The organism is Rubinisphaera margarita (genome assembly GCF_022267515.1).
GTDB classification, from domain to species: Bacteria; Planctomycetota; Planctomycetia; order Planctomycetales; family Planctomycetaceae; genus Rubinisphaera; species Rubinisphaera margarita.
The window spans coordinates 131933-146881 of record NZ_JAKFGB010000015.1 but is presented as its reverse complement, the minus strand read 5'-3'; the positions used below and the strand labels follow the sequence as shown (position 1 = coordinate 146881).

The 14949-nt window shown below is 59.0% G+C and carries 12 protein-coding genes; 4 read left to right on the top strand and 8 right to left on the bottom strand.

Annotated features, from left to right (window positions below; translation table 11 throughout):
* Positions 1-18: 18 nt before the first annotated feature.
* Genes L1A08_RS16880 through L1A08_RS16870 form a run of 3 tightly spaced genes read left to right on the top strand, consistent with a single transcriptional unit; the run spans position 19 to position 3074 of the window.
* Entirely contained in the window at positions 19-435 is a 417-nt protein-coding gene (locus L1A08_RS16880; RefSeq protein ID WP_238757667.1) for a TadE family protein, read from the top strand.
* Positions 436-480: 45 nt separating this feature from the next.
* On the top strand, positions 481-1986 hold the full coding sequence (locus L1A08_RS16875) for a pilus assembly protein TadG-related protein (protein ID WP_238757666.1): 1506 nt from the start codon (positions 481-483) through the stop codon (positions 1984-1986).
* Positions 1987-1994: 8 nt separating this feature from the next.
* Positions 1995-3074 carry an endonuclease/exonuclease/phosphatase family protein gene (locus tag L1A08_RS16870; RefSeq protein WP_238757665.1) on the top strand — a complete coding sequence of 360 codons (1080 nt, stop codon included), beginning with the start codon at positions 1995-1997 and terminating at the stop codon, positions 3072-3074.
* Between the two features lie 134 nt (positions 3075-3208).
* Here the strand turns inward: L1A08_RS16870 and L1A08_RS16865 are convergent, their stop codons facing one another.
* The 7 genes from L1A08_RS16865 to L1A08_RS16835 form a co-directional block, all read right to left on the bottom strand.
* On the bottom strand, positions 3209-3700 hold the full coding sequence (locus tag L1A08_RS16865) for a hypothetical protein (RefSeq protein ID WP_238757664.1): 492 nt from the start codon (positions 3698-3700) through the stop codon (positions 3209-3211).
* A 19-nt stretch (positions 3701-3719) separates the two neighbouring features.
* Positions 3720-4778 (bottom strand): peptidase M42, encoded by a 1059-nt coding sequence (locus L1A08_RS16860; protein WP_238757662.1) that lies wholly within the window; start codon positions 4776-4778, stop codon positions 3720-3722.
* A gap of 4 nt (positions 4779-4782) precedes the next feature.
* Complete coding sequence (locus L1A08_RS16855; RefSeq protein ID WP_238757660.1) at positions 4783-6282, bottom strand: DUF1559 domain-containing protein; 1500 nt, start codon at positions 6280-6282, stop codon at positions 4783-4785.
* A gap of 42 nt (positions 6283-6324) precedes the next feature.
* Entirely contained in the window at positions 6325-7797 is a 1473-nt protein-coding gene (locus L1A08_RS16850) for a sulfatase-like hydrolase/transferase (protein WP_238757659.1), read from the bottom strand.
* Positions 7798-8055: 258 nt separating this feature from the next.
* Complete coding sequence (locus L1A08_RS16845) at positions 8056-10071, bottom strand: hypothetical protein (protein WP_238757657.1); 2016 nt, start codon at positions 10069-10071, stop codon at positions 8056-8058.
* A 442-nt stretch (positions 10072-10513) separates the two neighbouring features.
* Entirely contained in the window at positions 10514-10924 is a 411-nt protein-coding gene (locus L1A08_RS16840) for a zf-HC2 domain-containing protein (RefSeq protein WP_238757655.1), read from the bottom strand.
* Between the two features lie 113 nt (positions 10925-11037).
* Positions 11038-11751, bottom strand: a complete 714-nt coding sequence (locus L1A08_RS16835) for a Crp/Fnr family transcriptional regulator (protein WP_238757653.1) — start codon at positions 11749-11751, stop codon at positions 11038-11040.
* Positions 11752-12139: 388 nt separating this feature from the next.
* On the opposite strand from L1A08_RS16835, the gene L1A08_RS16830 reads away from it, so the two are divergent.
* Complete coding sequence (locus tag L1A08_RS16830; RefSeq protein ID WP_238757650.1) at positions 12140-13534, top strand: MFS transporter; 1395 nt, start codon at positions 12140-12142, stop codon at positions 13532-13534.
* Between the two features lie 200 nt (positions 13535-13734).
* Here the strand turns inward: L1A08_RS16830 and L1A08_RS16825 are convergent, their stop codons facing one another.
* The gene (locus tag L1A08_RS16825) at positions 13735-14841 is read right to left on the bottom strand and encodes a GTP-binding protein (RefSeq protein ID WP_238757648.1); all 1107 of its coding nucleotides are present in this window, start codon (positions 14839-14841) and stop codon (positions 13735-13737) included.
* Between the last annotated feature and the right edge of the window lie 108 nt (positions 14842-14949).

Sequence of the window (14949 nt, the reverse complement as noted above, 5' to 3'; positions counted from 1 at the left end):
CTATCTCCGGAGTTTTTCATGAATCGCTATCGAAAGCCGCGTGACTCACGCCGTCGCGGAGCCGCCCTGGTGGAGTTCGCGCTCGTAGCTCCACTGCTGTTTACTCTCATCTTCGGCATCATTGAATTCGGCCGTCTGTTGATGGTCCAGCAGATGATCACGAACGCATCTCGTGAAGGTGCCCGGCAAGCCATTCTCGATGGCTCCTCCGCCACTCATGTCCGGCAGACCGTGACCGATCACCTGAAAGCCTGTGGCATCTCCGGAGCCGCGATCCAGGTGACTCCCGGGACCGGAAAGGTCAGCTTTGGGAAACCATTAACGGTGGCGATTCACGTTCCATTCGACAAGGTTTCCTGGTTGCCCTCGCCCTTCTTTCTGAAGGGCCGCTCGCTGCGTGCCAATACCGTGATGCGATCCGATGCTTCGTATTGAAAATACTGATCCGACTGCGAAAGAGCATCCTTAAGAGGTGACCCCATGAGATCCACTTCCGTTGAATCTACAACCATTGAGAATCGCCACTCGGTCAATCATCGCCGTGGTGCCGTATTGCTGCTAATTGCCCTGCTCCTGCCCGTGCTGCTGGCGATGGTCGCGTTCGCCATCGATCTCGGAGCCGTCTATCTGGTCCGCACAGAGTTGCAGCGCAACGCCGACGCCGCTGCGTTGGCCGGGGTTTCCGCGTTGCGTCCCTCAGCCAAACCGCACTTCCCGCTCAAGTCTCCACTGGCGTTGAATCTGGGCGTGCCCGATGTCCTTGCCGTGAAGCTTGGTCACGACCTGGAAACTTCGGCCCGGCTGTCCGATACCGAATTGTCGGTCATCAAGCCTCAGCAGAAAGAACCGCTCGAAGGCGCTTACGAAATGGCCCAGCTGTATGCGGGACTGAATCCCGTGATGGGCGTTTCGCAGTTCCAGCAGCGACGGGATGACATTTCCGTCTTCTACCAGAAATCGCATATCGACGCGCCTCCACTGTTACCGCTTCCCGGCATCCTCGGCAGCGTGACAGGCATTGTGGAAAACCTGCTGCTCGTCCCGCCCGATTACAGCGATCTGAACGCCGTGCGGGTCACTGCCCGTCGTGATACCACGATCAACGAGCCGATGACGCTCTTCTTTGGACCGGCCCTGGGACACAAGTTTGCCTCCGTAAAAGCGACAGCAACCGCCGTTCGGTTCAAAGGATACGGCGTCCGGCCCGGTGCCCGTGTTCTGCCCTTCGCGATGGATATCACCGTGTGGCGGGCCCTGCGTCTCGGCAATGGCGTTGTCAACGGCGTCCCGCTCGCTCAGCAGATTCTCGGTCCCGACGGCCGCCCCGTCATCCTGATCGATGAACAGGTCTGGAATGAGGACAACAATCAGATCTCTCGCGGATCCGATAACATCTGGGAAGTGATCGTTCTCAACAAACCCGCCGAACGACTTGAACCCGTGGTGGAAAAGATCAATCCTCTGAAGAAACTGCTCGGCGGTCTGACCGGACAAAGCGATCCTCTCTCCGATGCCCTGGACAGTCTGCTGAAAACCCCGGCAACTGTGGTCACGCTCAACCTGTCCGGCGGGTCCGGCCAACCGGACGTGCCAGACATCCGGCGTCAACTGCTCGAGGGCGTCAATAAGGACGACATCGGAGAGCGGTTGTATCTCCCCTTCACCCGCTACGGCGATGAATCCATTCCGCTCGATGTTTTCGACGACTTGAGGTCGATCGTCGGCGAGCCTCGAATCATGCCGTTGTTCGAAACGTTGTCCGGGACAGTCGGCAACAAAGTGAAGGGCCTGCTGCAGATGGACGAGCCGTACCGCATCGTCGGCTTCGGCGGCGTGGTCATCACCGAAGTCCGCGACCTGGGCATCGCCCACTACGTGAAGTTCCAACCCGCACCGATGATGAGCCAGTTCGTCCTCAAAGCCTGCCCCGACCAACCCGACAGCTACAGCGACTGCGTCTACACCTGCCCCCTGCTGGTGCATTGAGCCCGGTAGTGTTCACCAGCACTCTCAAACAGGGTACGCTGTCTGACATGGAAGACGCTCCCGATCATCCCGTTGAATCCGCTGAACCAGAAGCGACTTCACGCACGCAGTCGCCCTATTTCCGTTGGATCGCAATGCTGTTCATCCTTGTCGCTGTCGGACTTGAAGTTGTCTATCTGCGACGGCCGGATCATTTGGCGGTGATCACCGTTTTTCCCGTCTGGGTCTGGACGATTTCACTCAGCGGTATTGCGATGCTGTTCGGCCTGTTGTTGAGCCGCCGGTATTGCATGCTGATCGTCCTCATGATCGGTGTAACACTTTTCCTCTCCGACACTCCGCCTGCGTTGGTTCGCGGTCTCTATCGGCAGGCTCCTCCAGAGGTGCGATCCGAGGAGGATGGCACTTTGAGGTTCATTACTCTCAACTGTCTCGATACTCCTTCTGCTCTCCTTGATCTCGCACGGTATAGGCCGGATGTGATCTTCGTCGAGGAAAGTGTGGGCCCGTCGGAGCTTGAGAAAACGCGGCTCAAGATCTTTGGAGAGAGTGGTCACCTCATGAAGGATCGCGACCTGGCCATCATCAGCCGCTTTGAGCTGTCAAACGTTCCAGTCTCCCGCGAACTAGCTGGCTATTGCCTTGCAGGACGGATTCACGTCGATGGCCATTCTATTCTCCTCGTGCCTCTGCATCTGAATGCGTCGCCATTCCGATTCGACTTGTGGAACGCCGCGTGCTGGCGAGCCTATACCGCGAACCGTCGGACGCAGCGCTCGCAGATGGAAGTTATCTTCAAATCGATTCCGCAGTTCGATCAGACCGATGCCGTTGTTATCGGCGGAGACTTCAACGCTCCTCCGGGCGATGCGATCTTTAAACAGATGCCGCACTTTATGCGGGACGCTTTTCACGAAGTCGGCGTGGGCTGGGGCTGCACGATCGCCAATGACTTCCCACTCATCCGCATCGATCAACTCTGGTCAACTCCAAAGATGCACCCAATCCGCTGCAAAGCCGTGAAAAGCAACGGGAGCGACCACCGGGCGGTGATTGTCGACTATCGACTGCTTCACGAAACTCACTAAAGCAAGTCAAGATTCGCCTCTTTGAGGACTCTCCGAATCTGTCCGTGGGTGATCAGCGCGACATATTCGGACATGCTCGTTCTGGATAACAAATCTAACCAGTTCGGGATCCAGTCGGACACATGCTTGTGACACTACAGCCAGCAACCGACGACGAATACGCCTGCCCGAATCCAGAACGGGTCACCGCTGCGCAGTCCATCGAAACCGAGCCGTTGCACCACGGTCTCATCCCAGGCATCCACGTTATTCATGATGAGCGTGTGTTCGACCATCGGATCTTCACTCGCACGACCCGGTGGGTATTCGAAGGGGTGACGGTCCCGATCGCTTCTCTTTTCGAGTATGCAGGCCAGTGCGCATGCCATAACCAGCACCCGACTGAAGTTCAGTTTCTCCATCTCGAGTTCTGCATCCAATGTGTCGAAAAGATCGAGCAACTCTGATTCCGTGAGAATCGAGATCGCATCCTTCAGGTCCGGCATTGCTCGCGACGAGTTCAGGCTTCGCGGAATCAGATCGACACAGACCAGAATCTGCTTGACGTTCCCGCAATGCTCTCCGTTTTGGATAATCTCGCGGCACAGCTTAACGATCTGCAATACGTCTGAAGGATGAGCGTGCACGAAATTCACTTTCCTACAATCACATCGGCTCAAGATCCGAAATCGCCATCAGCAGCCGAATGAACGCCTTCACCGAATCGATCGAAGCCGATTCCTGCATCGTGTGGTAGCCGATGGTTGGGATCTGCAAGGTGGTGCCGCGGACGAGGCCGTTGCTGGCGGCCGTGATGCGGCCCATCTCGGTGCTTCCCAGCGAGGCCGGTTGTTTGCCTTCCGCGTTGGTGATTTCGTTGGCCTGTTCGATGTACCGGTCTTTGAACGAATAGCTGATGCCGAGTTCTTCGCAGTAGGCCCGGACACAGTCGGTCGTTTCTTCGTCGAAGGCGGCGTTCGCATCGCGGGTTCGCAGCACCACGTCCTGTCGGGAGACCGATTCCAGATCGGGATACGGGCTCGTATCGACCACGATCAGCTGGTTGTCCGAGGAGCCGAACCGGCGGAACCATTCGAGCAGATACCGCCAGCTGCGGCCCGATTCTTCCTGAGCGGTGAAGAAGCAGGTCCCCTCGAAGTTCATCGAGAAGAGATGCACGAGCACGGCTGCGGTGAGCACATTATCGAGCTGCCCGATGAGTCGCCCGTCCTGCACGGTGAGACGATCGGCGAACGCCACCGGCGTTCCGGCGACGAGATGATCGAGGTCTTTCAGCTCAAAAATCAGGTTGTTCCGAAACTCGCAGATGTAAGCCCGATCGACTACGCCCGAGCCGCGATACGCGCCGGACCACGGCTCATACGCCATGACCGGCTGGGAGCCGAACCGGTCGACGATCTTGTTCATCAGCTGTTCTGAGACCGAGTTCCCGAGCAGGTCGGACCGGTTCCCGGCAACAAACGCGGCGTACTGAAACTCGTTCGGCCCGGTGCAGATCAACCCGTGCCGGTCGATGTGAGCCGAGAACATGGTCGAGAACGGATCGGATCCCCGGGCGACGAGCACGCCGTCGTACCAGGTCACCACCGCTCCCCGCTCTTCAAGCAGTCGCTGCAGCACACGGAAGAAGGAATGCTCGGCTCCGACGACACACGGCTGCCGAATCAGTTCCTTGAGAACATCAACGAAATCACTATAGAACACAGCATCAGTCCGATTCGGAAGCATCATCGGCTGAGGATCGCGGGCGCACGATGATTCGGTCAGCGGTCGATATAGATTCCAGCCCCAGCGGTGTCAATAAGTCTTCCAACAGCTGGGAGACCGATCGACGCTTCCCGGCGAGCGTGACACGCTCCAGCCGCCGAGGATCGTTCGGGGGAATCGTCTCGGAATCGAATTCAATCGGCAGACCCGCCAGAGCTTCGAGTTCAATCAACACCTGCTGCAATTGGGTCGGCGTGTTCAACTCGAACGAAGCAATTTTCTGATTCAGCCGCCGTAACACTTCTTCCGTGGGTGGCTTCGGCTCCCGGGTTGTCGTCATCACCGGCTCTGGCAAGGCAGGGGTTGCGGTCGGCTCCGGCTGTGGAATTTCGGAGGTCATCGCGGGCGGACCGATCGGCTCAGCCGGCCCCGGCTCCCCAAGTTCTGCTGGATCGAGCGAGAGTCCATCGGCCATAGCCGCCATTCGGCGGAAGATGACCGGGTTCGTTTTGCTGTTCATTGTTCGCACCGACCCGTCCGCCATCAGAATCGGCATGCGGTCGGGATTGCCGGAACCAAAGCCATCCGGGCCATTGATAACTGGCTCCCGGGTGACGGCGCGAATCGATTCCGACGCATTCGCCCAGGAGGAGAGTCGATCGACCACGCCGTTCGCCATCCAGGTGTTCGACAAACCGTCTTTGACATCCTCCACGCGCGTTGAACGACCGAACCCGAAGATCCCCGCTCGCGGATCATCCGCCGGCAACGTCGGGCCATCCGGACCGAGTCCGGCAATGCCAACGATGTGCGAAGCCGGGTAGCGATCGGCTCCTGCCAGCTGGTCGACTTTGGGATTCAACAGGTCCTCCCGGCTGCGACGCACAAAGCGATCGTTGGCTGAACTGTTCCACGGCTGGTTCCACTGCGGCTGGAATTTCCCTTCATTGAGAGCGGGATCAAGTCCGGCCAGCCAGCTCAGCCCCTCTTCAGGAGCGACATCCGCTCGCCAGGTCGGCTGCGGAAAGGCTCCCTGTGTCGCAACCAGATCCGAAATGCGCTGGCCGAGCGCTTTCAGCCGAGCCTCAAAGGTATCGGGAGTCTCTACAACTTCCGGCTCAACCGGTTCCGTCGAGGTCGACTCTGGTTCGGGAACTTCGGACTGATCGTCTTCTGCATTCTGCTGCAGCGGGGCCACTTCCGGCAGCGGAGCGGAATCGTCATCGCTGTTCCGAGTGAAGAGAAAGACGGCGACACCCGCCAGCAGAACCACCGGGACAACGAGCGACATCACCGATCGCTGCGGAGCATGGGCGGCAAACGGGTCGTCATCGACCGGATTCCGCTTGTTCACGACCAGCTGGCCGAGCTCGTTCACCTGCACCGTGAGTGGAGCCTGGCATTCGGGGCATTCCAGATCGTGCTCCGACGTGCCCCGCTCGTGGATGCGCAGACGAGCCGCACATTCCGGGCAGACAAATTCTCCTGTCACAACGGCCATGGGCATCCCTTTCCACCGGCACCGTTTTTCAGCGTTGAATCGTTATTTCTTCCGCGGTCGCTGCCGCGCTTTCCAGTATTCATCGGTGTCCCAGACGGGTCCGGCTGACTGAACCCGCTGATATTTCTCCACCAATTGCGTTTTCATCCGCTCGAGACGCTCCGGCTCCTGTTTCGCGAGGTCATTCTTCTCGCCGATATCCTCTGCAATGTTGTAGAGCTCGAACTTCACCAGCTGAGCCGTCTTGATCAGGTGCTGCGTCTCGGCGTTCACATTGCTGCCGAACTTGCCCCTCGACGTCACGATGTGCGGGGCATCCCAGTGAGCGACGATCTTCCAGTCACCATCCCGCATCGCCACGAGCGGGTCGCTGTAAGCCCGGTAATAGTGCCAGAAGAGCGGCTGCTCCCGTTCAATCGTGCCCCCTTTGAGAGCCGCCGTGATATCGGTCCCGTCGAGCGGAATCTCGTCAGGCACATCGACATCGGCCAGACTGCAGAAGGTCGGCAGCAGATCGAGAGCACACACCGGCACGCTCGGCGTTTGACCGGCTTCAATCGTTCCCGTCCAGCGGGCGATTCCGGCCACGCGGATGCCGCCATCGTAAATGTGCAGCTTCATCCCCCGCAGCGGCCCCGGTGTTCCGTAAGAGCGGTTCGCCGTCCGATACCGGTTCAGCGTTTCCGGGCCGTTATCCGAGGTGAACACCACCAGCGTGTTCTCGGCCAGCTTCATCTCATCCAGCGTCTTCATCAGCCGCCCGACCGCCTTGTCGATGTTGGCGACGTTGGCGAAGTACTGGGCTTCGTCTTCGTTCTCGGCGACATCGCGATACTCTGCGACCAGATCATCCGGGCTCTCGACCGGTTCGTGGGGCTCGTGGAAACAGACATGCAGAAAGAACGGCTCTTCGGAGTCCTGCTTCTGCTGATGCTTCAACCAGCGGATCGCCTCGTCCGTCACCAGCTGACACGAAAACCCTTCCAGCGGGCCGACCTGCTCGCCATTCCGCACGAAGTTGACCGGATTCTCGTGCCGCGGAGCCGCGTTGTTCTGCGTCGCGAACCAGTGTTCGAACCCGTTGTGATTCGGCTGGTCCTGAGTCGGCTCGTTGAACTCACCGTTGCAGTGCCACTTGCCGCAAATCGCGGTGGCATACCCGGTGTCGCGAAGCAATGTGGCGACCGTGGGGATTTCCTTCTTGAGATACATCGGATGCCCTTCCGGGATCCAGTCGTAAATGCCAACCCGATTTGGCGTCTGCCCGGTCAACAGGCCCGCCCGCGATGAGGAACAGACCGGAGCGGTGCTGTAGAAATCGGTGAAGCGAATCCCCTGATCAGCCAGCTGATTCAAATGCGGCGTCTTGATATGCGGATGCCCGTAACATTCGAGATCGCCATAGCCGAGATCGTCGCAAAGTATCACCAGAAAGTTCGGCCGCGCCGCTTCCGTCCACTGTAGTGGACTCAGCACAAACGCGAGAAGGACAATCATCTGCAGAGCGCGGATCATGAGACGGTTCCTGTTTCAGGGCCAAGAGAGCTTCAACACGCTCTCACACTACAGAGCACGCGCCATTGCAGGCAAGCCCGCAGAACACTTCGTAGCGGCGGCATCTTGCCAATACTGTTCGGCACGCCTATTGCCATCATAAGGTGGTCCATCGGCAGGATCGATCAGACCTGTTCCTTCGGCCCCTTCAGGGAACGAAAAAAGAGAAGCCGGGTTAAGCAACCCGGCTTCTCCATCCCCATCGAACGTTGTGCTCGATTAATTCGTGTCGCCGTAGAAGCGAGTCAGTTCTTCGAAGGTGAGCGGTTCCGGCGAAGTCGCGGAGGTCATCCGGGCCCGGAACTTGTGGTTGCCTTCGGTCTTGCCGACCACATGGATCTTGAAGCTGGCGGACTGACCTGCCGGCACGCCCTCAAGCGGCTTGAACAGAATCAGGTTGCCGTCGACCACGAACTCCGAAGGTCCGCTGGCTGAAACAAACTCCACGCCTTCCGGCAGTTCGCAGGTGACGCCGACATCTTCAGCCGCAGCCGAGCCTTCGTTCATCACACGAACTTCGTAGGAGGTCTGATTGCCGATCTCAATCGGGTCGTCCATATCGAAGATCTTCAGGACCAGAGCCGAGGCTCCTTCGACGCGTGTGACAATCTGCGTGTCCGTCGTGGAGCCGTGCTCCGAGGTCGCCCGGATGAAGTGAGTGAACTCACCAATCCGCACGGCGTTCAGTTCGACTTCCATTTCAGCAACCTTGCCCGGTTGAAGATTGCCGACGAACCAGCTGAGAATACGGGTCGGAGCGTCGTAAGTCGCCCCGCGGCTGGCGGAGAGGAACTCGAAGCCTTCCGGAATCTTGTGCATCAGACGAACGTTGCTCGTGCTCACGGTGCCGTCATTGGCGACCTTGAGTGTGTACGTCGCCGAACGGTTCTTATATCGCAGACCAGGACCGGAAATCTCGGCCGCCAGGCTTGGAGCAATAATGTTGATTGTCGATTCGCTGGTCGCCAGCAGGCCGCTTTCAGCCGTCGCGGAAACCTGAATCAGTTTCGTACCGCCGGTGGTGGCGGCCAGTGCGAGGCGGATGGAACGGGCTTCCCCCGGGTTCAGCGAGCCGACATCCATGAGGAGTCGCTTGCCGCGAGGATGCTCAAGGCCGTCCGGAATCAACGCTTCCAGTTTCACGTTCTTGGCAATCCCGTTGCCCGGGTTGGTGATCGTCACGCTCTGAGAAGCCGGATCGCCCAGCAGAACTTCGGTCGGTCCGTCCATCTTCAGGCCGAGCAGCGGTTCGCGAACCACAAAGGCGGACTGAGTGGCGGCTGCGAAGTGAACTTCAGCGGTCGCGTTGAGAGCCCCCCGCTGAGTCGGGACGACTTCAATCCGAATCGTTTCTGTCTGGCCGGGAGCCATGTTGCCGAGTGTCCACTGCAGCTGACCGCTGCCGGGAGTCACTTCGGCCGTCGTATCCACCAGTTCCACACTTTCCGGGAACTGCGTGTTGACCGAAACGTTGTACGCTGTGCTCTGGCCGACATTCTCAACAACCAGTTCACAGGTACTCTGCTGACCGACGTTGATGCCTTCCGGCGACTGCCACTGCACCTTGACCGACGGAGTCTGCGGCCCTTCGGCTGCATCGCTGATTCGGGTCACGGGAGCGTTCGTGGAAACAGCTGGCTCTTCAACCGGCTGATCAATTCGCAGAACAGCGGTCGGAGCCACAGTCGGCATTTCCGGAGCGGCAGGAGCAGCTTCGGGTTCCGGCTGAACAGGCTTCTGCAGGGAAACCGTACGAGCTTTCGCGTTACGGGCCCATTCCGGCAGTTCCGGAGTGCTGGACTGTTGAGAAACAGTTCCCGAGACAGGCGTTACGCGAAACTCCTGGGTCGCGGTCGGCTCATATTCATACTGAGCATGAAGAATGTTCGACTGCGGCTTCTGAGCGGTCGCGGCTTCGGTCGGAATTGGCTGGACCAGCGAAGCGGACTTCACCGGGGTCAGCGTATATTCCTGAGACTGATCGCCGAACAGCTCGGTGTAGTAGTTTTTCACGGGAGCAGGCGTTACCCCGGTCCGCTGGTAGCGTTCCGGCGTCGCCGTCGTTCCCGCAGGAGACCTGGAGTACAGCTGGATCGTGTGAGGATCAACCGGCCGGACTTCCTGGGCGATGACGGGAGAGAAAATGCTACCGCCGACAGCTGCCGCAATAACCCAGCGCGATGATTGCGTGCGGCACGCAAAACCGGCAAAACGCGATAGCAAACCGCTCCGCATGATCTTCTCCTTAACGAATGACCCTGGACATCCTGACAGGACCGAGGCTCTCCCTTTTGAAAAGGCGGCCTCATTTAATTTCATCGAAACGCAAGCGCATGAGATGCTGTCCCTAGGTATCGGTCCTGATGATTCTGCATCTCCAGCAAGATGGGAAGAATTTTCCGGTTATCCCGATTTTGCCGAGCGAGAGGCCGGAACGAGTCATCAGAACAGCAGGAATTCCGGCCGCGTCGGTCCAGCCGTGATTGGAGAGAACTCAGGGAAGGAGCCGGGAATCAGCGTGCAGAAACGCGGAACGGAGGCAGTCGGTAAGCGGACAAGAGCGCGCGGAGCCTCTGCGTCAGTCGCGGAAATGAGACGGGGGCGGGTTCGTGGCGTGACGCGAGAAATTTCCCAGCCGATCCAGTAGCCGACAGTGGCTCCTCGGCGGCGGGGAGTTTCAGCGGGTCGAAGCGAGAACCGGAACGAAGGTGCGTTTCCAGAAGCCGGTCAGCTGCTCGGCGAACGGGTCCCCGACTGCCTCGTAGTGATCCAGACAATAGGGGCAGAGTTCGAGGTGCTTGCGGATGCGGGCGGCGGTCTGGTCATCCAAAGCGTGATGGAAATAAGCGTCGGTCGATGCAATGACCTTCTTGCAGCCGATGTTGCCTTTCAAAGGTCGATCGCGCAGTCCCCAGCCCACGGCCAGCAGCAGGGCGACGGCTGCAGTCATGGACGAGGTGAGCATCATTCGACGGCGGGTCACCTGCGCACTTCGAGCGGCTTTCAGCTTACGGACGCACCCGCCAATTTCGTCTCCCCGGCATTTCTTCCAGCCAGCGGTATCCGGATTGGAATGGGAGTTGGTCATGGGAAATCGTCCTGAGAACTGAGAGTGCGTTGCTCTCTTATATTGTCACAAACCCTTGCTCTGTTTTGTGAAATGGCACACAAACCTGAAGAAATTCCGGAATTCGAGGCCGGCTACGTGGCAAATCCCAGATTGGGAGGACGGGTATGGATCGATTCAGCCAGCCCGCGTACGTTCTTCAGAATAATCTGCCGACGACGAACTGCAATCAGTTTCTCGAACTGGAGCTCACCCAGCACGATCGTGACGGTCTCGCGCGTGCTGCCGATGAGGTTGGCCATCTCCTGATGAGACAGTTTGATTCGCAATGCGACTCCTTCAGTGTGAGGAACGCCGTACCGTTCGGCCAGCTCAAGCAGAAGGTGCACGAGCCGCTCGCGGTTCGGTTTGAACATCAGCGACTTCAGACGGCGTTCGAACGTCTGTCGCCGAAGACCGATCATTCGGGTCAGTCCGAGCATCACACTGGGCTGTTCGGCCATGAGTTCGCGAATCGCCTCGCCAGGGATTTTGACGATCTGGGACTTCTCCAGGGCTTCGGCGAACTCTTCGCGCTCCTGCTGTCCGACGATGGAGAGCTCGCCAAACAGTTCGCCCGGATCGATGAACGTCAGCAGAGCTTCCTTGCCTTCCGAGGTGATGTGGAAAAGCCGCACCCGTCCACTGGCGACGAGCAGCACGGCATCGCTCGTGTCATCGGGCAGATAAATCAGCGACTTACGATCGAACGTCTTGACCTGGCTTTGTTCTTCCAGCCGGCGGATCTGCTCATCGCTGAGTTGTTCAAACAGCTCGCACCGCTTGAAGTACCAGAATTGATTGTCCATTCGGTCGATCTACGGCAGGGGGCACAACGCATCACACGGCGGGAGTCGGGCGGTGATCACCGGAAAAACACTCTAACAGACCGCCATCGCTCCGCCAATCTGCCGACAGATTCCCAGCGAGTGACAACTGTCTGATGACGCCTTCAAATACGAAGCGCGCAGTCCGAACGCGGTTGCGAAACCGGTGTCATTGTCCTCCATACGACACAAAAGCAGTGTCGTGTTTGCAAAGTTGACGCTTTTGCAGACTGTTTCCCGAACGATCTTGATTCGAAGTGACATCACTCCATAGGATGTGCCGAAGGTTGCCCGGGACTCGGCTGTCACCGGCGGCACCTCAATCTGCTTGCCCTCCGATCCCCGACGCCGGGGTCCAAAGAGAATCCCGTTGTCTTCCTCCGCGAATCATTCCGTCTCACTTCCGTTTCCGACCAGCCTTCTGCCTGCGAAACGCCGACTTCGTCGCGACCTTCGCTGCAGTGTTGGGGATGGAGCCGCTTTCGGCGCGATGGTCGGAATGGGCGAGACCTATCTGCCGGCGTTTGTTCTGGCGGTGGGGCTTGGCGAACTGACGGCTGGTCTGATCGGCAGCGTGCCACTCTTCATCGGCGGCGTCCTGCAGATTGTTTCTCCCTGGGCGATCCGCAAACTCGGCTCGCATAAGGCCTGGGTCGTGCTCTGCTCGATCATGCAGGCACTCATGTTTCTGCCGCTGATCATGGCCGCCATGACCGGAACACTGTCGACGGCAGCCGTGCTGACGATTGCCTCGCTGTATTGGGCATCGGGACTGGCAGCCGGTCCGGCGTGGAATACGTGGATCGGAACCCTGGTACCGGCCACGATACGTCCCCGTTTCTTCGCGGCTCGAACTCGCATCTCGCAGGCCTGCGTTTTCGCCGGTTTCATGTCGGCGGGTTTACTTCTGCAATGGGCTTCGGACAACGATGTGCTGCTGACGGCGTACGCCGTCCTGTTCGGTGTCGCCGCCTTTTGCCGTCTGATCTCCGCGCTGATGCTCGCCGGGCAGAGCGAGCCGATTCCCATTCCGCCCCTGATGACGCGTCAGCCGCTCCGTCGAATCTTCGCCGATGTCTGCAAAGGGCCGGGCGGTCAACTGCTGATGTTTCTGGTCGCGGTACAGGCTGCCGTGCAGTTGTCCGGTCCGTATTTCACGCCGTTCATGTTCAACAATCTGAAACTCTCTTACATGGAGTTCATGATTCTGATTGCGGCCGCGTTCCTGTTCCGGATCTTCTCGCTCCCGGCCTGGGGACAGCTGGCCTCTCGAGTTGGCGCTCATCGGCTGTTGTGGATCGGTGCAGTCGGCATCGTGCCGGTCAGTTTCGGCTGGGTGATCTCACAAAACTTCTACTGGCTGCTAGCCATTCAGGCGTATTCGGGAGCGGCATGGGCAGCCTATGAACTCGCCTTCTTCCTGCTGTTCTTCGAATCGATTCCCGAAGAAAAGCGGACCGGCATGCTCACGGTTTACAACCTGATCAACGTCGGCGCCTGGGTTTCGGGTTCGCTCTTCGGAGGACTGATCCTGTACACCATGCAGACCAGTTTCACGAGCTACCTGCTGATCTTTGGTCTCTCGGCTCTCGGCCGTGTGCTGGCTCTCGGACTTCTCGCCCGCGTTCCCAAGATTGAGGTCGAGTCTCAGGAAATCGGCATGCGAACGATCGCCGTCCGCCCGAACGGGGCCAACCTCGACGCTCCCGTCCTGCCAAGTATGCCGGACCAGATCCCCGACTCCGTTACCGCGCAGGCCTCTTGAGGCTGGGCGGTTTCGGCCCGCAAGGGTGGCTCAGCACCGAGTAGTGGCCTGTCACGTTCGCTCAAGAATTCACGTCGAGAATGTCTGTGTCTCCCTGACGGACCGATCTGCGGAGGCGCCGAGGAGCGCTGAAGACAAGCCTCCTTTTGCCTGGCAACACAGCGCTGAATCTCTGTGCCCTCCTTTCAGGGAGGATTGTCTTACTTCGTGCCTGAGTAGCGGTGAGTCGGTTCCGGGCGGCCGGGGCGGAAGCTGCGGAGCTGGCGGAATTCGAGTTCGGCCTTTCGCTGCTCGCCGATTTGCTTGAGGACATCGGTCACGATCTGCTCCAGCAGTTCCGGACTGCAGGCGACGCGGGCGTTCACGATGACATCGGCGACGCCACAGCTCTGGCCGGAGGGGAGCGAGAGTCGGACATCGGAGTCGCTGCTAATCAGATTGGCGACGCCGAAGAAGCCTTCCCATAAGCCGATCGTCTTCAGGTGAGCCGGCTCGGCGTCATTCCGCAACAACTCGGCTCGAATCTGCTCGACGATTTCGACGAGTACGGCATCAAGTTCGAACGTGGCTTCGCTTCGCATCCGCACGCTGCAGTTCAGCCAGCCGAGTTCGGCTTCGCCTTCCGCGTAGACGTCGTAATCGATGTCGAGGATCTTCTGGCCGAAGTCTCCCTTCTGTTCCAGGAACTCGGCGATGCCGTCGAACCCGGTCCCTTCCACAGCCGAGCCCCGCAGCACCGGTGTCCCCGGCGCGAACTGGTTGAGCAGCTGCTCGAGTTCATCAGCTTCGGCAGCCGAGAGTTCGTCGCAGCGGTTGATGAGAATCGCGTCGGCTTCTTCGAGCTGCTTTTTGAGAATGTATTCGGCTTTCGGCGAGAAACCGGTTCGCGAGCCGGCGGAGAGGATCTTCTTTCCGTGACTCGGCTTGAGAATAACCATATACGGAGCGACTTCGAACTCGCGGCCGAACAGATGCTTGAGCGGCTGGATGACGGTCGCGACCAGATCGGTGCAGCTGCCGACCGGCTCGGCGAGAATGATGTCGGGGCGTTCATCGACGCCGAGCGTCTGCATGCGGTCCATCAGTTCATCGAAGTTGCAGCAGAAACAGGCGCCGGCGACTTCTTCCACGTTGTAGCCCATGCTGCGGAGCAGTCCGGTGTCGACCAGATCTTCGGCCTGATCGTTGGTGACGATGCCGACATTGAGGCCCCGTTCGCGATACATGCCGGCCAGTCGGGCCAGCGTCGTCGTTTTGCCGGCTCCGAGGAAGCCGCCCACCATTACGTATCGAATCGGATCACTCATCAGAGATCGTAACCTTCGCGCAGAGACCTTATTGGGACATCCGTTAGAATGTCAGTATGCGGAAGGGGAGATTGGCGTGCAAGCTGGGGTTGACAGTCTGCGGGTTTC